Annotated in this window: 22 protein-coding genes; 1 reads left to right on the top strand and 21 read right to left on the bottom strand. The window is 46.7% G+C overall.

Features of this window, described 5'->3' with window-relative positions; translation table 11 throughout:
* Positions 1-5: 5 nt before the first annotated feature.
* The 18 genes from AR383_RS16870 to AR383_RS16790 form a co-directional block, all read right to left on the bottom strand.
* Positions 6-470: an ApeP family dehydratase gene (locus tag AR383_RS16870; RefSeq protein WP_055734184.1), complete on the bottom strand. Its 465-nt coding sequence runs from the start codon at positions 468-470 to the stop codon at positions 6-8.
* Positions 467-1,672: a beta-ketoacyl-ACP synthase gene (locus AR383_RS16865; protein ID WP_055734183.1), complete on the bottom strand. Its 1,206-nt coding sequence runs from the start codon at positions 1,670-1,672 to the stop codon at positions 467-469. Before AR383_RS16865 ends, AR383_RS16870 begins: the two co-directional genes overlap by 4 nt.
* On the bottom strand, positions 1,665-2,237 hold the full coding sequence (locus AR383_RS16860) for a DUF3261 domain-containing protein (RefSeq protein ID WP_055734182.1): 573 nt from the start codon (positions 2,235-2,237) through the stop codon (positions 1,665-1,667). Before AR383_RS16860 ends, AR383_RS16865 begins: the two co-directional genes overlap by 8 nt.
* Positions 2,230-4,512 carry an MMPL family transporter gene (locus AR383_RS16855; RefSeq protein WP_055734181.1) on the bottom strand — a complete coding sequence of 761 codons (2,283 nt, stop codon included), beginning with the start codon at positions 4,510-4,512 and terminating at the stop codon, positions 2,230-2,232. Before AR383_RS16855 ends, AR383_RS16860 begins: the two co-directional genes overlap by 8 nt.
* Positions 4,505-5,149: a LolA family protein gene (locus AR383_RS16850; RefSeq protein ID WP_055734180.1), complete on the bottom strand. Its 645-nt coding sequence runs from the start codon at positions 5,147-5,149 to the stop codon at positions 4,505-4,507. Before AR383_RS16850 ends, AR383_RS16855 begins: the two co-directional genes overlap by 8 nt.
* Positions 5,134-5,565 (bottom strand): acyl-CoA thioesterase, encoded by a 432-nt coding sequence (locus tag AR383_RS16845; RefSeq protein WP_055734179.1) that lies wholly within the window; start codon positions 5,563-5,565, stop codon positions 5,134-5,136. Before AR383_RS16845 ends, AR383_RS16850 begins: the two co-directional genes overlap by 16 nt.
* The gene (locus AR383_RS16840; RefSeq protein ID WP_055734178.1) at positions 5,562-7,160 is read right to left on the bottom strand and encodes an HAL/PAL/TAL family ammonia-lyase; all 1,599 of its coding nucleotides are present in this window, start codon (positions 7,158-7,160) and stop codon (positions 5,562-5,564) included. Before AR383_RS16840 ends, AR383_RS16845 begins: the two co-directional genes overlap by 4 nt.
* Before the next feature lie 5 nt (positions 7,161-7,165).
* Positions 7,166-7,744 (bottom strand): hypothetical protein, encoded by a 579-nt coding sequence (locus AR383_RS22200; RefSeq protein ID WP_232304757.1) that lies wholly within the window; start codon positions 7,742-7,744, stop codon positions 7,166-7,168.
* Positions 7,726-8,835: a glycosyltransferase family 2 protein gene (locus AR383_RS16835; RefSeq protein ID WP_232304756.1), complete on the bottom strand. Its 1,110-nt coding sequence runs from the start codon at positions 8,833-8,835 to the stop codon at positions 7,726-7,728. The genes AR383_RS22200 and AR383_RS16835 overlap by 19 nt, the downstream gene beginning before the upstream one ends.
* Positions 8,828-9,187: an ApeI family dehydratase gene (locus AR383_RS16830; RefSeq protein WP_055734177.1), complete on the bottom strand. Its 360-nt coding sequence runs from the start codon at positions 9,185-9,187 to the stop codon at positions 8,828-8,830. Before AR383_RS16830 ends, AR383_RS16835 begins: the two co-directional genes overlap by 8 nt.
* On the bottom strand, positions 9,184-10,518 hold the full coding sequence (locus tag AR383_RS16825; RefSeq protein ID WP_055734176.1) for an AMP-binding protein: 1,335 nt from the start codon (positions 10,516-10,518) through the stop codon (positions 9,184-9,186). The genes AR383_RS16830 and AR383_RS16825 overlap by 4 nt, the downstream gene beginning before the upstream one ends.
* Positions 10,511-11,077 (bottom strand): COG4648 family protein, encoded by a 567-nt coding sequence (locus AR383_RS16820; protein WP_055734175.1) that lies wholly within the window; start codon positions 11,075-11,077, stop codon positions 10,511-10,513. Before AR383_RS16820 ends, AR383_RS16825 begins: the two co-directional genes overlap by 8 nt.
* A gap of 6 nt (positions 11,078-11,083) precedes the next feature.
* Positions 11,084-11,338 (bottom strand): acyl carrier protein, encoded by a 255-nt coding sequence (locus AR383_RS16815; RefSeq protein ID WP_373869472.1) that lies wholly within the window; start codon positions 11,336-11,338, stop codon positions 11,084-11,086.
* Between the two features lie 2 nt (positions 11,339-11,340).
* A complete protein-coding gene (locus AR383_RS16810) occupies positions 11,341-11,604 on the bottom strand; it encodes a phosphopantetheine-binding protein (protein WP_055734173.1) in 264 nt (87 codons plus the stop codon).
* Complete coding sequence (locus AR383_RS16805; protein ID WP_055734172.1) at positions 11,601-12,371, bottom strand: lysophospholipid acyltransferase family protein; 771 nt, start codon at positions 12,369-12,371, stop codon at positions 11,601-11,603. The genes AR383_RS16810 and AR383_RS16805 overlap by 4 nt, the downstream gene beginning before the upstream one ends.
* Positions 12,355-13,038, bottom strand: a complete 684-nt coding sequence (locus AR383_RS16800) for a beta-ketoacyl synthase chain length factor (RefSeq protein WP_055734171.1) — start codon at positions 13,036-13,038, stop codon at positions 12,355-12,357. The genes AR383_RS16805 and AR383_RS16800 overlap by 17 nt, the downstream gene beginning before the upstream one ends.
* Positions 13,039-13,152: 114 nt before the next feature.
* A complete protein-coding gene (locus AR383_RS16795) occupies positions 13,153-13,698 on the bottom strand; it encodes a 4'-phosphopantetheinyl transferase family protein (protein WP_157051775.1) in 546 nt (181 codons plus the stop codon).
* Positions 13,699-13,804: 106 nt separating this feature from the next.
* Positions 13,805-15,445: a coiled-coil domain-containing protein gene (locus tag AR383_RS16790; protein ID WP_055734169.1), complete on the bottom strand. Its 1,641-nt coding sequence runs from the start codon at positions 15,443-15,445 to the stop codon at positions 13,805-13,807.
* A 341-nt stretch (positions 15,446-15,786) separates the two neighbouring features.
* Between AR383_RS16790 and AR383_RS16785 the strand changes: the two genes are divergently transcribed.
* The gene (locus AR383_RS16785) at positions 15,787-17,673 is read left to right on the top strand and encodes a putative ATP-dependent zinc protease (RefSeq protein WP_055734168.1); all 1,887 of its coding nucleotides are present in this window, start codon (positions 15,787-15,789) and stop codon (positions 17,671-17,673) included.
* Positions 17,674-17,723: 50 nt separating this feature from the next.
* On the opposite strand, the gene AR383_RS22595 is transcribed toward AR383_RS16785, so the two are convergent.
* From AR383_RS22595 to AR383_RS16775, 3 genes are all read right to left on the bottom strand, one after another.
* A complete protein-coding gene (locus AR383_RS22595) occupies positions 17,724-17,900 on the bottom strand; it encodes a hypothetical protein (RefSeq protein WP_335338355.1) in 177 nt (58 codons plus the stop codon).
* Positions 17,901-17,914: 14 nt separating this feature from the next.
* Entirely contained in the window at positions 17,915-19,012 is a 1,098-nt protein-coding gene (locus AR383_RS16780) for a cation:proton antiporter (protein WP_335338354.1), read from the bottom strand.
* 123 nt (positions 19,013-19,135) lie between these two features.
* The gene (locus AR383_RS16775; RefSeq protein ID WP_055734167.1) at positions 19,136-20,320 is read right to left on the bottom strand and encodes an AGE family epimerase/isomerase; all 1,185 of its coding nucleotides are present in this window, start codon (positions 20,318-20,320) and stop codon (positions 19,136-19,138) included.

Genomic DNA, 20,320 nt, shown 5'->3' with positions numbered 1-20,320 from the left:
TCATGTTACTTTCCCTTCACAAACTCAACGGCATTCTTTGGTTGAAAAACATTTAATTGGGCACTGCAAATTAAGTCACCTTGCTGGTCATTTACCTCACAGGCGAACACCGCCAGACCATCTTCTTCGGCATATACTCTTTGTGCAGAAATCAATAAGCGAGCACCTATAGAAAAAGCAGTCTGTTCAAAAAGGCACTTGCGCGTACCAATCAAAAAACCCACTTCAATATCTTGCTCGCGCGCTCGCGCTTCTAGGCCCGCTAGCGCGGCCACTGTTTGAGCCATATATTCTAAGCAAGTATAAACTGGCACAGCTTGTTCCAAATCGTTGAAAAGGTGACTATTTTCGTTAATCACCACACTACAAACTATCTTTTCAGGCTGCCAATCCACAATATTGTCGAGCAAGATCATCGGTGCCTTGTGAGGTAACACTTCAGCCAGCTCTGGAAATTGCTTTGTGTTCATAAAATTGCATCCTTGTTGCCTAGACACACCACCGCATTACTTCCACCAAAGGCAAAAGAATGACTCAGGCAAGCTTTAATACTGCGCGGTTTTAAGCTCTGCGTATCTTCAAATAACAAATTGATGTTGTTGGTAGCGGCATCTCGCTGATAACTCGCATACATGCCCGGTAACTGGGCATCGCTATTAAATTGCGGATGTAATAGCAGCCAACAAAGCGCATTTTCTATAGCCCCGGCGGCCCCCAAAGTATGACCGGTTTGATGTTTGCTTGAGGAGCACGCCACGGCACTGCCAAATACCCGCTCAACCGCTAGCGCTTCCATGGCATCATTTAAGGGCGTAGCCGTGCCATGCAAGTTAATATAATCAATCTGCTCAGGGCTTAGGCTGGCCTCACTAAGTGCCGCTCTTATCGCTTGCTCTGCGCCTTTACCTTCGGGGTGCGGTGCAGACATGTGATGGGCATCGGCACTTTCTCCCACCCCCAGTAAATTCACTTCACTGGCCTGCTTAGTCATGATAAACAGCGCCGCCCCTTCACCAATGTTAATTCCATCACGCCCTTTACCGAAGGGGCGAGCATCATTTTCAGCCACCGATTCTAAGGCTTTGAAACCATTTAGCGTTAGCTTACACAAGCTATCCACCCCACCTAGAATAACGGCGTCGGCCATTCCCGAAGCCAATAGGTTACGCCCACTAGCAAAGACTTTAGCACTTGATGAACACGCAGTAGAAATACAATAAGCCGGCCCGCTAAGCCCTAGTCGCTGCTTTAGATAAACAGCGGGGCTGCCCATCTCTTGTTGGGCATAATGGAAGTCGTCGGCAAACTGTTGCTCTTGTCGCGCCGCCAAAGCCTGCTCACCGGCTGAAATACCCGAGGTACTGGTGCCCAAAACGATGGCAATCCGTGACGCTTGATGTTGTTCTAATAGCTGATTTAATTCATCCTCAATTTGCCCTAGTGCCGCCTCTAATAATTGAATATTACGGCTGGCTAAATGCGGCCAGCGAGGATCACACTCTGGCAGGGTTTGCTGCACCGCGCCAACCCGAACCGTAGTCTCGGGGATCAAATCATCACGCAATTGCATGGTATCAAGCTTGCCACTTAACCAATTCTGCCAAAGCCCTTGTTTGTCATTCCCCAAGGCACAAATCACGGCCATAGCAGGTAAACCATACAGCTTACTCATTTACTTTCACCTCTAAGGTCGATATTTCAATCTGGTAGTTGGCTAGGAAGTTTTTTAAACTCACCTCGTCTTGCCAAAGCTCACTACCATGGTATTCCACCTGACTCACTAATTGCTGCTCTTGATAGAGACTGCGGCAATGCTCTGCTTGCTGGCAAGCCGTTTCTTTTAGTTCAAAAGACTGCGTTTGCAGCAGCTGCTGCAAACGCGCTAAGGGCCAATAAACCAACTGAATGTCAGCCAAAATAAATTCAGCCATCGCACTGTCTAGTTGCGGAACAAAGCTCTGTTGCTTAAGAGTCTCACCATCATAATCCAACTTAAATAGCGGCGTAGCAAAGCCATCTAAAGCGACTAATTCTAAGCGCTGGGGTGAAACCGTTAGCTGCACTAACATTTGCTGAAGGTCATCAGCAAAATGGATCCGAATTAACTGCTGTGCGCTTAAGGAATACCCCAAATCCTCTGGACTTAACAGTGTCCGCGGCTGAGTTACTGCTGGACCCAACGAAGAGCAGGCAGCAAGCAGATAACACAAACTAACAAAACATACTGTTCTAATCATTGTTTTGCCCTCGCATAAGAAAAGCTTGCGGCGCGAGGAAATAACTGCTGGCAATGCCACCGAGTACCACCACGCCAAACCCAGCCAAAGCTGGTGTAGCGCTTAAGGCTAACAAGCCAAATGCTAACAAGGTTGAACATGCCGCTAAGCTGGTCGCCATCACCAAACGATATGAGGGTTGCCTACTGAGCTGATAGAACAGCGCATAATCTAAGCCCACACCAAATACCAATAGCAAAGCTAATACATGAAATAGACTCAAACCTTGCCCTAACCAAGCCACCAGCGCCAAACTGAGCAACAACGCCATCACCGGTGTAAATAAACATCGCAATGCCGTTTTCCAGCCCAAGCGCAAACTCAATATCGCAGCAATCACCAATACAACCCCCACCAGCAACTGCAAAGCTTGCTGGCGAAGAGTACTCAGTGCCAGCGAAATCTCACCAACTGGATCGACAAACTCTACCCCATCGAGCTGCTGCGCGACTTGTTGCAAAGCCGCTAGGTCATGAATCGAAAACAAGCTCACAATGGAGGCTTGTTGCGCCCCTTGATGCAACCAAAAGTCCTTAAATACGCTAAAGGCCGGTTGTGCCAATAAGTCTTGCAAGGCAAGATAATCGCCTTCGCTAGCGACAAACTTAGCGTTAGCTTGTTCAAGTAAAGCGGGGGTATAAGCCAGCTGCTCGGCTAACAAAGGGCGCTGTTGATAAAGAGATTTAAGCAAACCATAGTTACTTGCTTGCTCACTTTTAGGTGGCGCTAAGTCGCTCAAGCCCCAAGCTCTATCTAATGCCCCTTGCTCCGCGACTTGCTCAAGTTGGGCCAACAACTGCCGCTCTCTACTAAGTAGCTGCTGTTCGCTGTCGCCTCTCACTAAGAAAAACTGATTAGCCTGACCATTTTGAAACATGTCGAGTAAACGCTGTTGCTGTTGCTCTATGCTTGGAAATTCCCCTCGCAACTGGCGAATATCGTCTTCACTATGCAACTGTAGCAAGCCGCCCACGATAAAAAGCAGCAAAAATCCCATGCTGTATTTATTCAGTGACCATTGTGGCCAGCGTTTAGGCCAACGCGCAGGCGGAATACTGGCGGCCAACAACGGAGCCAAGCAATACAAAGACAAGGCCGCGCCAAATAGTCCCACGGCACAAAACAAGGCCATTTGGCGGATCCCTTGCATTGGCACCAGCAACATCGACAAATACGCCAATACGCTACTCAACGCCCCCAGTAACAAGGCAGGTTTAATCTTATGCAAGCTTTGCTTGGCGCTAAGCTTTCCCCCCGCATGTTCCGCACAAAAATGGAAAGAATAATCAATAGCGATACCTATGAGACTGGCACCAAAGACGAGAGTGAGTAAATGTAGCTGACTAAAACAGAGGCTCACCGCCGCCAGAGCCAATAGCATTCCGGTAGATAAACTCACTAAGGCCAATAGCAAAGGACGTACCGAAGCAAAGAAAAACAAAATTAACACCACCACCAGCACCAGCGAAGTAAGACCAATAGTAGTCATTTCCGATTTAGCCTGCGCTGTTGCGGCTTGAGCATGAAACAGTAAGCCGGCTTTTAACAACGACAACGAGCCTTGTTCCGCCTTTAGCGCTTGCTCTGCGTCATTAATAGCGAGTATTAAACCCTGCTGTTGTTGCGGTGCAAACACATTCTCCTTGGTATGTAACTCTAACAGTATCCAATACTTCCCCTCGGCATAGGCGTTTAAGTAGCCCTGCTCGTCAACTTGGGAACTGGCCAATTTACTTAGGCTATCTAGCTGCTCAATGAATAAAAATAAGGGGTCATCCACCAAGCCACTAGAACTAACCATGCCCGCCGGTGACCATAACTGAGCTTGCGCACGGGCGAATAAGGCTTGGTAGTCATCCGCCGCCAACCATTGGCGCTGTTGCTGGGTTAAACGCACATAACGATAGGGATATAAGGCACGCGCAATCGCTTCGCCCTGCCCTTGTCGCTTTAATAATACTTGCTCAAAGGCTTGAGAATGGCGTAAATCATTGGCTAAGCGCTCGGCCCCCGCCACCGCCAGTGACTTTTGAGCGTGGCCCACTGCGATAAAATTTAGACCTTCTAATTTAGCGCTTAACTGCTCTCGAGCAGCTAGGCCTAAGTCGTCGGCCAGGCTTTCTGGCAACATCGCACGAATATCGCTGTTTAGCTGCAATTCTTGGCTTTGCTTAAACAATACGAGGCCAGCTGCCAATACCAGCAAAAACCACAAAACAACGGGCCTACTAATCATTTAGCCAACTCTGTTGTTGAGGATTTAAAGCTTGCCAAGCTTGTTGTTCTAGCTCGATGCGTAATACATCACCATTTTGCTGATAAATAGCAATATCTTGCAGTTGCTGACCGCCACTTAACTCAATATTGGCCAATGCTGCTTGCATTTGCTGGTCGCGAGGTGTCAGTTGCATTTGCCAGTGTTCAATATTAGAGCCCTCTGCCAATCGCACTTCAAAACGTTGCTCAAGCGCGCTCCACTGCCCCAATATCACCTGTTGCATCATCGGTGCCCAAGCCTGAATCATCTGCTGAGCTGCCACCGGCAATTGCATAGGCTGAGCATCACGGTCATATTGGCTCACCTGAGAAGCACTAACCACCAAGGTTTGTTGAAAGGGCTTAAGCTGTTGCCAAATTAAGCCCTGCTCAGCCTTGAGTATCACTTCGCCACTACTCAATAAGGGCTGCTGCATAATTTGTAGATGCCGAGCCTGATTAAAGTGGGCTCGATACAAACCTTCTTGCCCCATCGACAACTGTTGCAACCAAGCACTATTTTGATCGAAGGCCTGCCAATTGTTAGCACTTGCCGTGAAACCAACAAGGCTATATATCAGCACCGCCGCCCCATGGCGAATTAATCTTCTAAACATATACCCAGCTCAGCCACTCGTGCGGTTAAGGCCTTTGGTGAAACAAAACACATTTCTTGATTCTGTTTATCCACGGCCACTTGTATGGTGTAGCCCTTGGTAATCACAAGCTTGGTATCTTTATCCAAGATTCTATATTCAATTTTAAGGCGGTTTTCATACTCGGTTAAATGTGCTTCAACCAGCAAGACCTGCTCAAAAGTACTGGTTTTCACATACTTCAGGCGGGTATCTACAATCGGCCATACATAGCCAGATTGTTCCATTTGCCGATAGTTATATTGCAGCTTGTCTAATAAGGCGCAACGAGCCACTTCAAAATAACGTAGATAATTGCCGTGCCAAGTCACGCCCATAGGGTCGGCGTCATGAAATGGCACCGTTAGCTCCACTTCAACGCTCAATAAGGATTTCACGCGCGGTACAACTCCCATTTACGTTGGCGTAAATCAGCCATCACTTGACGTAATTCAGCCTCTAAAGGACGATCTTCCTCCACCAACTGAAACTGTTCCATCATCTCTAGGTAGCCCGCTTTCAAATCCTCACTCAAACTGTCTAGTGCTAACTCACCTTGTTGAATGCGCAATGTTAATGCTTGATGCACCGCTAACCAGCCAGCAGCCACTACTTGCTCTGTCAGTTCTAGTACCCTTAGGCAATCGCGTGCGGCAATGGTACCCATGCTCACCTTGTCTTGGTTATGACACTCAGTAGAGCGCGAGAATACACTGGCAGGCATAGTTTGTTTTAAGGCTTCTGCGGTCCAGGCTGAGGCACCTATTTGTACCGCCTTAAAACCATGGTTGATAGAAGCTCGCTCAGCCGAGGCCGCGCTAAGGTTACGCGGTAGGCCATTATTAAATTTCTCGTCCATCAACAAAGCCATTTGTCTGTCCACCAGATCGGCTAAGTTAGCCACTGCATTTTTCATGCTGTCCATGGCAAAGGCAATGTGACCGCCGTAGAAGTGACCACCATGCAATACGTGTTCACCGTCGCCATCAATGATGGGGTTATCATTGGCACTATTTAACTCGGTTTCGATAAACTGGCGCATAAATGGCAACGCATCACGGAGCACGCCAATAATATGCGGAGCACAGCGGATCGAATAACGATCTTGTAAGCGCTCTGAGTTACGCGGATGCTGATGATGGTTAAGATCGTTGCGGATCCATTCGGCCACTTGGTTTTGCCCAGGATGAGGTTTCACCGCAAATAGCAATTCATCAAAATGATTAGAGTTACCTTTAAGAGCCAATGACGCCAAGGCGGTCATGCGACTGGTTACCTGACTCAAGTACTCTGCTCGACGATAAGCTAAACAGGCTAAACCGGTCATCACCGCCGTGCCATTCATTATCGCCAAACCTTCCTTAGGACGTAAACGTATTGCTTCTATCCCCAATTCTGCAAACACTTCGTAAGTCGCTCGACGCTGCCCCTTGTAATACACTTCGCGCTCACCCATTAAGCATGCGGCCACATAAGAAAGCGGGGTTAAATCACCAGAAGCCCCGACCGAACCTTCGGCAGGAATCACCGGCATAATATCGTGTTTTAATAACAACTCCAGTTGTTGTAAAAGACGGTAGCTAACACCTGATTTAGCCAAACTAAGAGAATTTAATCGACTGGCCACTACCGCTCGAGCCTCTTCAGGAGTGAGTACTCGGCCTAGACCACAGCCATGGAAGCGGGTTAAGTGCAGCGGTAACTCTTCAACTAAATCAAGCGGCACCACCACCGTACAGCTGTCGCCATAACCAGTGGTCACTCCATAAATAGCGCCATCTTCTTCCAGAAGGCGATCTAAAAACTCAGCGCCTCGTTCCACCTTAGCCACATAGTCAGCTCGCTTATTTAACTCCGCTAACTGCGGTTGTTGGCTTAATAAGGCAACTTGCTCAATGCTTAGTGCATGTTCACCAAATACTACTTTTAGAGGGGCTTGAGCCGCTGGTTCCGCATTCTCTTGCTGCGACGACACGATATCCACTTGAGTCATCGTTGTTATCCTTTAGTCACTGTGTCCTGAGTATCTGGACACCAAAAATCATAAAAATTAAACCACTGCAAGGGATAGCGAATGGCTAAATATTGCAATTGTTCGGCATATTGTTGGCTAGCTTGTTCGATGCGTTGTTGGCGTTGTTTTCTGTTTGCGCCTAGATCGTCACTGATCTTTTCCAAGTAAAGATGGTAACGCCCGTGTTGCTGCTGCATGCAAAACAGACTAAATACCGGACAACGCAATAATGCAGCGATAATAAAAGGGCCTTGAGGAAAAGGCGCTAAGGCGCCCATAAACTCGTGGTAATTCACTCGACCATAACTGTCGGCGGGCGTTCTATCGGCGGCAATAGCGATTAGTTCACCATTCTCAACATATTGCGCAAGACGGATCCCTAAATCCGGAGTAAATTCCGAAATGTGGATCAAATTCAGCTGAGAATCGGGGTTTAACTCCGCCAGCATTTTATTGAATTTATTTGCGTTTTCAGTAAGTACTACCACGTTAATTCGCGTTCGGTACTCCGTTTCCGCCAAGGCGCGGCACATTTCGATATGGCCTAAGTGAGAAGTAAGCAATACCGCCCTTGCTTAGCCTTTAGGGTTTCGACCAACATGGCTTTATTGGGGAAATCAACTTCAGCTCGGGTCATTTTCTGCGACCAAGCGTCAAGCCGACTCAGTGACGCAGAACCAAAACTAAGGAAATGGGCAAAACTCTGCTTCCATCCAGGCTTTGCTGGCAAGGGGCTAGCGGGCTGAGCTGCCGCTTTAGCTAAAAATGCTTGGGAGGCCCGCCGTGTAGTACCGCCACTAATAAAGAAATAAGCAATAGCCGGATAGAGCAGCAGCTTGGCCAAATAACGTCCACCTAAACGATAGCCCAGCAAGGTCAACTTCAAACCCCACAAACTACCGCGTTCGGCCATTGATGACCAATGCGCTTGCTTATGCTTACGCCACAACAACTTAGGAGAGCGCCATAACATGCCAAAGAACAACTTGGTATGCATCTTAGAGATCAACCAATTATCTTGCCAAGCCCGAAAATGACTCAAGCCCTGTTCAGGATAGATAACCTGGGTTGGTACTTGTCGAATGGGGGTGCCCAACCAATAATGACGGACCAATATTTCAATATCAAAATCCATCCGTTGCCCAAGCTTGGCTGAATTAAGCAAGTCAATGGTGCTGGCCAAGGGGTAAACACGAAAACCACACATACTGTCTTGCAGCTGGGTGCTCAACGTTTCTATCCATACCCATACGTGGGTGATATAGCGGGCGTAATAACGCGCCTTGGGTACACTGTCATCATATTCAGGCACCCCGGTGATCAAGGCTTGAGGCTGAGCTTCTGCTAGAGCCAAAAAGCGCGCGACATCAGCCAAATCATGCTGACCATCGGCATCCACCTGCAAAGCATGGCTATAACCCTGAGCCTGAGCCTCGCGCAAACCACTCATCACAGCCCCACCTTTGCCAAGGTTATGCGAGTGGCGAATTAACTGAACATGCTGATATTGAGCGGCTAGCTGCTCTAAAAAGTCAGCTATCTCGGGTTCACTGCAATCATCCACCAGAATAATAGGCAGTTGTAGCTCACTGATGGTAGCTTCTATTGCGTCTCGGTGATTGTAGTTAGGGATCACCACACAAGGTTTAAACATTATCAACCTTCAATACCACCCGGCCACTACTGTATGCGTGCTGTTCACTGTAATATCTAAAATGCAATTTATTGCTTTTAGGATCAAAGCGCAGTTCTAGCTGAACCTCGTTCTCTGGCTGCATAACATGCTGATATTTTAAAGCCTCTACAGCTTGCACCTGATTGCTTGGCGCCACATATTCAGCACCAAACAACACCGCCCAATGCAGCTGAGCCAAGCCTGGCACCACAGGCAATTGTGGAAAGTGGCCTTGCAAACACGCTAAGTCCTTAGACACAAACAAGCTTAATTTGACCTGCTCGCCTTCGCGCTCTAGTAATTTACCCAACGGCCGCCCAAAATCCTTCATTGAAACAACTCCTTCATTGCTTGCAACTGACGTTTACCTTGAGAATTCACCATTGCTTGATCCACGTAACGCCATCTTCGCGGCAAGGTTACCGTTTCAAAATGCCCAGATAAATGCTGACGAAATTGTTTATTCAAAGCTAATTTCCCAGCAGCTAGCGCAGCCCGGCCAGCCTCGCTAAGCACCACCACAGCAGCGATGTATTCGCGTGCTGATTGTAAAGTGAATAAATCGCAATGTTGTATCCACGGATGCGCGGAAAGGACTTGGGTCATCTGTTCTAAACAGACTCGCTTCTCTGCGATTTTTACGACTCGGTCAAGTCGCCCCTGCAAGTTAAATCCATCCTCTTGTGGTGCTACCGCATCATCCATTTGGTACCACTCCGCAGGGTCCAACAGATAAGGAGAACGGATCTGTAAGGCTGTTGAACTAGCAATCCGCCACTCGATGCAGCTAAACGGCTTCCAATAACGGTGGATTTTTTGATTTCGGTAAGCAACCCCGCCAGTTTCGCTACTCCCGAATACTTCGCTAGGCGCCTGTTGCCACAAGGCCAATAAGCGCTCTAAGGTTTCCGTTTTTAAAGGCCCACCAGAGCTTAGATAGAACTGCGGTGGCTTAGCCGCCAATTCAGGCTGTAAACTTAAATGGGCCAAAAAAGAAGGACTAGAGACCAAACTGATTGGCTGAGCCGCTAAAGCACAGTAATCCTCTGGATACACTAAGGGTTTTACCCGCCAACAACGGCGAGCTAATACTGGCCATAATACGGTAAATAACAGACCATAAATATGTTGATGAGAGACGCTAGAACAAATCAAGCTATGTTCTAATTGCGGACCAAACTGACGTTCTAAGGTTTCCACCTCAGCCAACAACTGCCGCCAACGCTTAACCACAAGTTTAGGCTCGCCAGTACTACCAGAGGTATACAAGTGAAGCTCGAGTTCACCAGCAATCTCTGCGCCTATATTGCTCAAGTCCACCGCTTCAGCAGACGCATTAGCACCTGTATCAAGCTGAAGTGGCGCATTTTCAACCGCCACATCGGCACATACCGCATCGACTTTTCCCAGTAACTTAGCCAAGGTTTCCGCTTGCTTATTGGGCGCTAATACCGGGGTTTTACCGGCCAATAACAAGGCAAATAAACAATAAGAAAAATCAAAGCTATCTTCGGCAAATAGCAGCCAACGCTGCTGAGGGTAACGACTAAATTGCAGCCACTTAGCCGCCAATTGCTGCCACCAGTATTGGTTAGACAGATTAGTCTCACGCAGAGCCAGAGAGTAATCAATATTCTGGGGAGGAAGCATTATTTCATTCATAATTGGCTTCCAGTCGAGTTATTTTTCGGTATATCCATTCACCACCCAGCAAACCAGCCATCAAGAGATAGCTGATTAAACCGTTGTATAAAGTCCAAGTTTTCAAATCTGCACCCCAGATGGTCCAGGCGCTTACTGCTGCGTTTAACACAAAAAACACACACCAAATTTTTGTTAATTTTATAAAATACGGACGCGCAGCGTCGGGAATCGCTTTTCGGCCCAAGCGAGCAAAACGCTCAATGATCGGCTGAGGCTCTCTCAAACTCATTGAAAAAACTATGAATAATAAAGAATTAACCAGTAAGGGATAGCATTTAAACCAGCTAGGCTCCTGACGAATCAGCGCTAGACCAGCTAGCCCTAAGCCTGCCACGGCTAGCCATTTTTGCTGTTTCATTAGCCCTCGCCCACGACAAGTGAGCAATAATCTGACAGCAAAAATCGCCGCGATGAACGCGCCAATGACATAACTAGAAAAAGAGCTCAAACCAAAGTAAATAAGAAATGGATAGGCCGCTAACGCGGCCATCACCATCACTTTGACTATACCGCTCATTTAAGATTAAGCTGCATCGCTAACTAACTGCTCAAGGGCATCAATAACATCGGCTACTGTGCGCGCAGATTTAAATTCATTAGGTTGTATTTTCTTACCAGTTAACTGTTGCAGTTTTACCACTAAATCAACGGCATCAATACTATCTAAATCTAGATCTTGATATAGATTAGCTTCTAGAGAAAGTTCCTCTTCTGGCACTTCAAACTCTTTAACCAATATATCTTTTAGCGCTTGGTATATTTCATCTCTGGTCATAATATTTACGCCGCTTGTTGTTCCGATTGAATAAACTCAGCTAATGAGCTTACGCTAGCAAAATACTTTTTAGTGTCTTCTGAATTAGCATCCAGCTTAATTTTGTATTGTTTCTTAATCGCTAGCCCCAGCTCCAGCGCATCAATTGAATCTAAGCCCAAGCCATCAACAAACAATGGTTCGTTGCTATCAATATCGGCAACGGCAATATCTTCCAACTCCAAAGCATCAATAATTAGTTGCTTGATTTCCTGCTCTAATACGTTCATTGGCAGTTCAGTTCCTTATAAAAATGTTGCTGTAAATGTCTAGTTATTGTTCGTGCTTTTTTGGCATCGCTAGTATCTGCCAAACAAAGCTGTTTAGTGTGAATAGGATCCCCAACAACTAAAGAAAAGTGCGGCTTAGTCGCAGGAATAGCGTACCAAGGTTCAGACTTGGTTAAGGTGGTTGGTGTGACCTTAATTGTCACCGGTAGAAAATCCACCGCGCAGCGCAAGGCTATATTGGCTGCACCGCGTTGCATTTTCAACTGTTCTCCCGGAGTAGTGCGAGTTCCTTCGGGAAATATAATCAAACTGGCGCCCTTATTAAAACTTTGTCCACAAGCCTTTAATACCAGCTCAGGCTCTGCATCATTCTTTATATAGCCTGCTGCAGAGATAATCATCGACATACAAGGATTCCGCCAAAGGCTCTGTTTTACAATGCAGCTAGTTTCCGGCAAATGAGCAATTAATAACACCACATCAATCAACGAAGGGTGATTGGCTATTACCAATTTACCCGCCGATTGCTGCAATTTATCTTTATCGGAAACCGAAACACTTAATACGCCCAATAGACGCATCATGGCGACATAGTATTTAAATATTTTATGTACCAAAAGTTGGTTGCGAGCCTGTTTATCGTGCGCAGGAATGAAGTGCAATATCGGAAACAGAGTTAAGGACAAAAATACCCCAAACACGCCAAAGCTCAAAAATGAGAATGCGGTCATCACTAAACGCCAATAGTAATTAAGCCTTTGACTCATTAGCGACCCTCCAAAGCCAATTTTGCTCCCCTAAATCACAAGTAAACTGCTCACAGGGCTCTGATAAGGCGCTAATTAGCTGACTTGCCACATGGGTAGCAGGCAATGACGTTTGTTGCTTAGCTTCAAAACGCGTTGCCCAGCCCTGCTCTGCAGCAGTGAGTAAACAAGCAAAGGCCAGCGTTTCTTCGGGTTCATCGGCATAAGGCTGATAGAGCTCAGGCAGGGGCTGATCGACATAAACCAATAATACGGTTTGTTGATGGACAAGACTTTGGCTATAGGCCTCAACAAAAGCCATCGCTAAAGTATCTTTGGCACTAGTGACTACGGTGGATGGAGCTAAATTATTCTGCTTGATTGAATAAAGGCCACTCGCCGTATTGTAAACCGACTGACTAAACTTAGTAGGAGAAAGAGCAGAAGAGTCATTGATATTGAGCAATAAATCAACGGTGCGATGTAACTCGCCATGGCGCGAGGCAAACACGCTGCGAATCAGACCTTGCTCAGGTAGTAAATCTAAGGCGACTCTCAGCGCCATTTTGCTTAATAAGCTGTATCTGCGCCTTTGCATTGCAGGCACTTCAGGAAGCTGAGGCGCATCAGTAGCTTCATTTCCAGCTACCCAACTAGTCCATTTGTCAATTTTAAAAATAGCTTCCATACCACAACTTACACTGCAAGCAATACAACACAAAAGTCACCGCTGGTGACAGATCCAAGAATGCTTGTCATTAAACTATATTCCTAACGATAAATACATGCCTAACTAAGCAGCTTACTCATGTTCTTGTTTATCCTCCTGCTGCAATGCAATAGACAAGGCATAGCCTTGCGGTGCGGATAAATCAATTATCGTTAACTCTTTGTAGAAATGCCTTGGCTCCCCAACGACCTGCAAGTCTTGCATATGACTGGGTTCTTGGCATGCAAACACCTTCCAAGCCGCCTCTTTGCGCGTCCACCACTGATAAAACTCGGCTAAGCTAGCTGGCGAATTTGGTTCAAGAGGATGTCGAATATCTTGCCACAACTCAGCATACGGGCGCGCTTTATGCCTTTCAATATCCACCCCACAGGGATAACAAGAAGCCATAGCGACTAGATAATTACCGCTATGGCTCAAACTCAAAAATAGTCTTTGACTGAGTGAGCCTATCGAATAAGGCTGACCGAACTCGTTTCTTTGTATATCAGCAACAGTGAGCGAGCGAGCAGTATAAGCCGCTGCACATTCGGCGAGCAACTCGCTCCCCATCTGTCGCAACTGTGGTCGTTTTACCGCCGAAGCAAAAGAACGGACTAACAGCTTATAACTACACACAATATTCACCACTACATCGCTAAAATCTAATATTGTATGACATCGGCCTTAGAATTTAGCCAGTGAATAGACAAGAACTCATTATCACAAGTCAAAAAAAACGCGGTTAAGCTAAATCTTTAGACTTAGCGCTGATTATCCGGTCCAATTTGGCACTTAAACTAACGTTATTTTGACTTAGATTGCTAATATCTTGATGCGCTTCAGCGATTTCACGGCGTAATTGCTGGTTGTTTTGTTCACTCAGTTTGAGCTGAGTTTGCAGTTCATTAATTTGGCTTTGCATATTGCCGGTGCCAATTTGCGCATCGAGTATTTGCTCATCTAGTTGGCTTAAGGCTTGTTTCGTTAAACTATGGCCTTGTTGCTCTTTATGTAGCTGCGCTTCCAAATTACTAAGCTGTTGCTTCATTTCGCTTAACTGGCGCTCCTTAGCCAGAACTCGGCTATCAGAGTCGGCCATGGCGCTGGTTAAATCAATTTGCGAATTGGCTGCGACCAACTGCTTCTTCACCTGCGCCAGTTCACTGGTAGCATCAAAGTATTTAGACTCTACGTTGGCTAAACGCTTAGCCAACTCGGTCTGTTGCTGCTGGGCTTTTTCTAATTCGGGTAATACTGCCTCTAGTTGCGCCTCGGCGCTTCTGTTCACCGTATCTAATGCTTGTTTGTCACCCTCTAAAGTAGCCACTTGCTGACTGAGCGACTGCTGCTGTTGCTGTAACAGCGCAATGGTTTTGGCATCGTCTGCGCTACGCAGCTCTAAACTGTGCAGTTGCTCTGCAAGCTCTGCTTCTCGTTCAGCGGCCATAGCAAAAGTCTTCGCCTGCTCAGCCTGTTGATGAAGCTCTTGCTGGCTCTGCTCTAGTTGCTCATGCAAAGACTCGATTTGTTGGGCTAGCGCGTTCTGTTCAGAGTGTTGCTGTTGATGCTGCTCGCGCAACTGGGCAGTTTCCGCTTCCAGTTGCTGTTTAGTTTTAACCAGTACCGTCATGCGCTCATTTAATTCGCATTGTTCATCACTAAGCTGGCGTGTTAAAGCGGCTTCTTGCTCTTTAGCCGCCGTCATCTCTTGCAACTGGCGACGCAGGCTTTGCTCTAATTCAGACTGTTGCTGTTTAGCACTTTCACCGTTTTGTTGGTAAGCCTTAAGCTGGTCTTGTAAAGCGGCCAATTGCTCAGTTAGGCTGTGTTTCTGTTGCTCTAACTGTTGGCACTGTTGCTGGCTGTCCTGTAAATCGTTTTGGCTTTGCTCAAAAGCTTGCTGCAGTGGCAACTGCGACTGTTTAAGCTTATCTAGCTCACTAAATAACTCACTGGTTTTAGCCGCGGCGTGCTGCAATTTAAGCGCCTGTTGCTCGGCTGCTTGCTGGCTTTGTTCTAACTGCTGCTTGGCTTCGCTCAGTTGCTGTTGGTGTTCTGTCATTAGCTGGCTACGTTGAGCCTCCCAAACCAGCTGTTTTTGCTCACAGATACGCTTAATTCGAGCCTCTGTTGATTGCTCTAACTGGATGAACCAATCATTTAAAGAAGCGGCAAAACCATTGGGTAGCTGAGCAATCGCATAATGCTGCTGATAGCTCTTATGTAACAACTTCTGACCCAAGGCAATGGCCTGGTTTAGCTGCTCTTCCGAGGGAGGCGCTTCGCCATGCTCAATAAAAAACGCGCTAACTTGAGACGACTCAAGCTGAACCCCCTCAGTTAACATCTGACGAACTAAACTTTCTATACTTTCAGCATCCATGACTATTTCCAATCGAGCTGGCCTAAACCGACCCTACATTACTGATTCGACGAACTATAACGAGGGCAAATTGGCTAAGCAATCAACAACCACTAAAACAGTTAAGAGAATCATATTATTACTTTGATTGATTAACTAAAGCGCTAGCAAGCTCGCAATTCGCCTAAATAACCAACAGTTTAAAGCAGCGAATAAATCCATAAAAAGCACAAGGCTAATAACTAAAACCACTAAAAATCATACTGTTGAAACTACAGGCTCGGGATTTTACTTCCCCTTCAAAGGGGGCTAGCATGAAAATGATGTACACTATTAATTTGGTCATAACTATAAGATTGCTAATGAGCTTTTTAAATCGCAGCCTGTTTTCGTTATTGTGTTTGTTCAGTGCAGTGTCGCCAAGTTTCGCAGCGTCCCTGCAGCAAAGTCCTTTTTATAGTAATGGCGCTTATTACCAACTCGATAACAAACTAGTTATGGGGCGTATAGAAAACATCGTCTATGCCGGCATTCCTCAGCTTCACCAAATAGCGGTTCCCGCCAAAATAGATACTGGAGCCGATACCACTTCAATACACGCTCTGAATATTCATGTGCAAAGCCAGCATCCGCAGCTCAAACACTTAAAAGATGAAGCGCTACTTAAAGCCATCGCAGAACACTTCGGTGAGCCCAATAGCCAATGGTGGTTGGACAGCTTCGACACCCCCGAGCGAAATATTCAAGCCAGCGTTAGTTTTGATTTAGTTAATCCACAAAGCGGTGAGCTAATAACGGTACAACGTCCTCTAGCACGAATAAGTGGTATTCAAGGCCGAGCAGATCATGGCATCTTATATCGCCCGGTCGTTGAGCTGTTGCTTTCTTCCGGAGACCTAACGGTGGCTACAGCCGTTAACCTAACCGATCGGAGTGCTTTTTCTTATCCCATTTTGATTGGCAAAACCTTCTTAAAAAACCACGCTTGGGTCGATTCCAGCTACGACTACTTACAACAAGAGGCGCAAGCCAGCGTACTAGGTAAAAAAGAAACCGCCTATTTAGGCAAACAAGCGCTCGCCGTGAGTTACTCTCTTCATTACCGACGTAGTAGCTTAGACGCTCGCAACATCGAAGTGAACCTAAAGCAACAACAGGTAAGCTTTGATGTGGTTACGCCACAGCAGCGGCAACGATTAAGCCTGCCACTATTAAAAATGCTCAACATTGGTGACAAACAGCATCCTCTGGTAAACCTAACACTAAGCTTTGGCAAAACTCGCAAATCTATAGAACTGGTATTACGCGACCGCTCGGCATACTCTAGCCAGCTGCGCCTAGGTAGAGAAGCCCTGAATCAGCATTTCATGATTGATTTAAGCGCCGACTATCTCAGTGAACAGGGCCTTAGCAAGGCCATTGACTATAAGCCCCACGCATTGATGATGAGTGCTCAAGAAGTGATTGGCATAAATGGCGTGGAGTTCAACGCTAGCCCTTCGTTGGCGGTCTCCACTTCCCTGCTGCGAGTCAAACGCTTAAAAACGCTAGAACGTAGTGGCCATGTCAAGCCCATTGCGGCCTTTAGCGGCACCGACAGACAAGGAAGCGCCTATGTTTTTGAGCAAGACATTCAGCGCAATATTCTTGTGGGAGAACAAAGCCGACCGGTTATATCCGCTAGTTTAAAGCTGGGTGAGCAAATACTGCATAGCGACATTGCCCTAGAACAAGCCACCGCAGATAAGCCCGAAGCGCTGCTAATAGGAGAGCGCTTTGTCGACGGGCCGTTGCTGATCAATACCCGCACTGAGAACATCTTTAACAAAACGCCGCCTATCAAGGCCGGTTACGTGGAACAGGCGCAAGTCGCAGGTATGGCCATTGCGGTTAAGCTAGATACCGGCGCAGATCTCAGCTCGATGCATGCCGAAGACATCGAATACTTCGATAAACAGGGTAAGCCTTGGGTAAAATTTACCTACCGTAATAAGGCGGGTGTAGAACAGCAATTTACTCGCGAGGTGGTGGGGCGCATGGTCATTAAAGCCAGAGTCGGCGAAACTGCCGACTCTCGGCCAGTGGTGGAAATGCAGGTTAAATTGGGTGAATTGAGCAAGCGAATACGTGTGAATTTACAAAACCGAGCGAATTTTAGTTACAGCATGATCTTAGGTAAAAATTTCTTACAACACGGCGTGCTAGTGAGCAGCGATGCGCCCTACCAGCTCACTAAGCCACTTAAGTAAAGCAATGGCCACTAAGGCCATTGCTATTACGCTGGAGATTTACAACAAAATTAAACAGTCGTTTTTCTTTTACGCTCATACTCTTTGGCTTTATTGATCAAAGGCACAATGCTTGAGCCCTGCACTAAAATAGAAAACACCACCACGGCGTAGGTCATGACTAAAATCATTTCCCGCACACCGATGTTTTTCTCAGGCAACACTATCACGCCAGCCGGTATCGACATGGCCATCGCCAGTGCTAACCCCCGCGCAAGCCACCCCAGGTTAAAATAGGTACCGACATCGGGTTGTAAGTCCGTTTCATCGAGAAACCAATATAAGGCAAACCAACACTGATTAAGCGACTGAGCAATACCAAGGGAATAGCCAATAGCATCAGCCACAAGTTTTCGATGTGGAAAGTAAACCCGACCACCACTAAACCAATCAGCAAAAATAACAGGTTGTTTAAAAACTCTTCTAAGACATGCCATAGATGATCAAAGCCACGCTTGCTGGCCTTGGTAAAATACCGCTCTCGCGTTACATGGCCAATAAATATTCCCGCCACCACCATCGCTAACGCCCCTGATACTCCCAACTGCTCGGCAAAGACAAAACCCGCTGACGGAATGGCTAAACTCACTAACAATTCCAAGGAATCATCATCGGTATGTTTAATTAAATAGTTGGCCACTAAACCCAGCACAAAACCATAGGCTATGCCGCCCAAGGCTTCTTGAATAAATAACCAAGAGATTGATGCCGCACTCAACTCTTGCTGCTCAAAGGCGATGCCAAATACCGAGACAAACATCACCAGACCAAAGCCATCATTAAATAATGATTCCCCCTCAACTTGCACTGCAATTTGTTTCGGTGCATTCATCGTCTTCACAATAGCCAATACCGCAATCGGGTCGGTGGGTGAAATCAGCGCGCCAAACAATAGGCAGTAGATAAAATCCATCGGCAAGCCAATGTAGGGTAAACAAAACCACAATAACCCGGCCACAGTAAAGCTAGATAACAGGGTTGAGAACAAGGCTAAGACGGCAATTTCTTTTGCCTGGTGCTCCAAATAACGCAGATTAATGCCCAAGCCACCAGCAAACAGCAAAAAACCCAACATGCCATGGAGTAATAATTCTTTAAAATCTAGAGCATGCAGCGATGCAATTAACTGAGGATAGGACTGCAACCAACCACTTTGTCCTAAACCCATGGCCAGTAAAGACAAAGAAATAGACGCAGCAGTAATAGTAATCGTGGTCTGCCAAGAGCCAATACGGTTATTGAGGTAAGCAATAATCATTGCCAAGGCGGCTAAATAACAAAGCGTATAGTAAGTATCCACCAGTGTTTTTCCCTAAACATCGAAACGACAAGCCTAGCATAACTGCCTATTAGCAAAAGCGCTTATATCAGGGCGTGGCCGCGCCCTGATGCTTAAGCATAATGGCTAACTATACCTATAAATCTATGCGCCTAAGGCGCGCAATACTTCTAAACAGGCTCCAATGGTATGGTAGTCAATCTTGGCTCCGGGACGAGCCACTAGCGGGTCTTGTACTTTACCTTCGCGGCTTAACACCCGCCACCAAGGTTGATGTTTAGACTCACAAAAATGCTGCCAAGAATATTTCCATAAGCTGTCGTAAGCCGTCCAATACTCTTGTTTCCCGGTAGCGGTGGCGAGCAAAGCAGCCGCCGCAAAAGACTCCGCTTGCACCCAAAAATACTTTTCATCATCGCAAACCGAACCATCCGGCGCCATACCGTAGTACAGGCCACCATATTGGTAATCCCAAGCTTTCTCCATGGCATAACGAAACAACTTTTCGGCACAAGGGAGTAACCAAGCCGCGGCATGGTGACGCGATAACATCACCAGCAGCTTCGCCCACTCGGTTTGATGACCCGGCTGAAAGCCCCAGGGCCGATACAGGTTTTTGGGGTCATCTTTATTAAAATCCCAATCTAATTGCCAATCCTGCTGATAGTGCTCCCAAATTAAACCGTCGGTGGCATAACTTTGACGTAAGCAAATATTTTGCGCGATGGTGATGGCTCGATGCAGGTAGACCTCGTCCTGAGTGGCTTCATAGGCCGCAATCATCGCTTCACAGGCATGCATATTGGCATTCTGGCCTCGATAGGGGCTAAGTTCGCGCCAATCAGGGCTAGCCTCATCGGCATAAAGACCCCATTCAGGCTGCCAAAAACGCTGCTCCATAAGCTCAAAACAAGCTTTAAGCTGCTGCTTGGCTCCTTCACGTCCGACCTTAACCGCTGCCGAATACATCAACATAACAAACGCCAAGCCATAACAAAGATTGCCTTTATCTATCGCTTGATGCCCATCCAATAGCCAGTTATAAGCTTGTCTTTGTGGATCGAAATGTACCTGCTCAACATAGCTAAAACCATGTTCGGCTAAGGCTAAGTAGTAGCTATTGTTCTCACGTAAGCCCACCTGAGCAAAGATGTAGGCCAAGCGCGTAGAGCTCACCAATTGTTTCACACTGCCCTGCTGTACTTCACCGCTGGGTAGCAAAGATTGAAAATAGCCACCTTCAGGGTCAATGGCATACTGCTGATAAAAATCACTTAGGTTTAACAAGTGCTCTTGCAAAAACTGACTACTGCGAAAAACTGGCAACAT

Origin of the sequence: Agarivorans gilvus (genome assembly GCF_001420915.1) — a bacterium.
Taxonomy (GTDB): domain Bacteria; phylum Pseudomonadota; class Gammaproteobacteria; order Enterobacterales; family Celerinatantimonadaceae; genus Agarivorans; species Agarivorans gilvus.
Note: the sequence above shows the minus strand (reverse complement) of the source record. Positions and strands in the feature narration are given on the sequence as shown.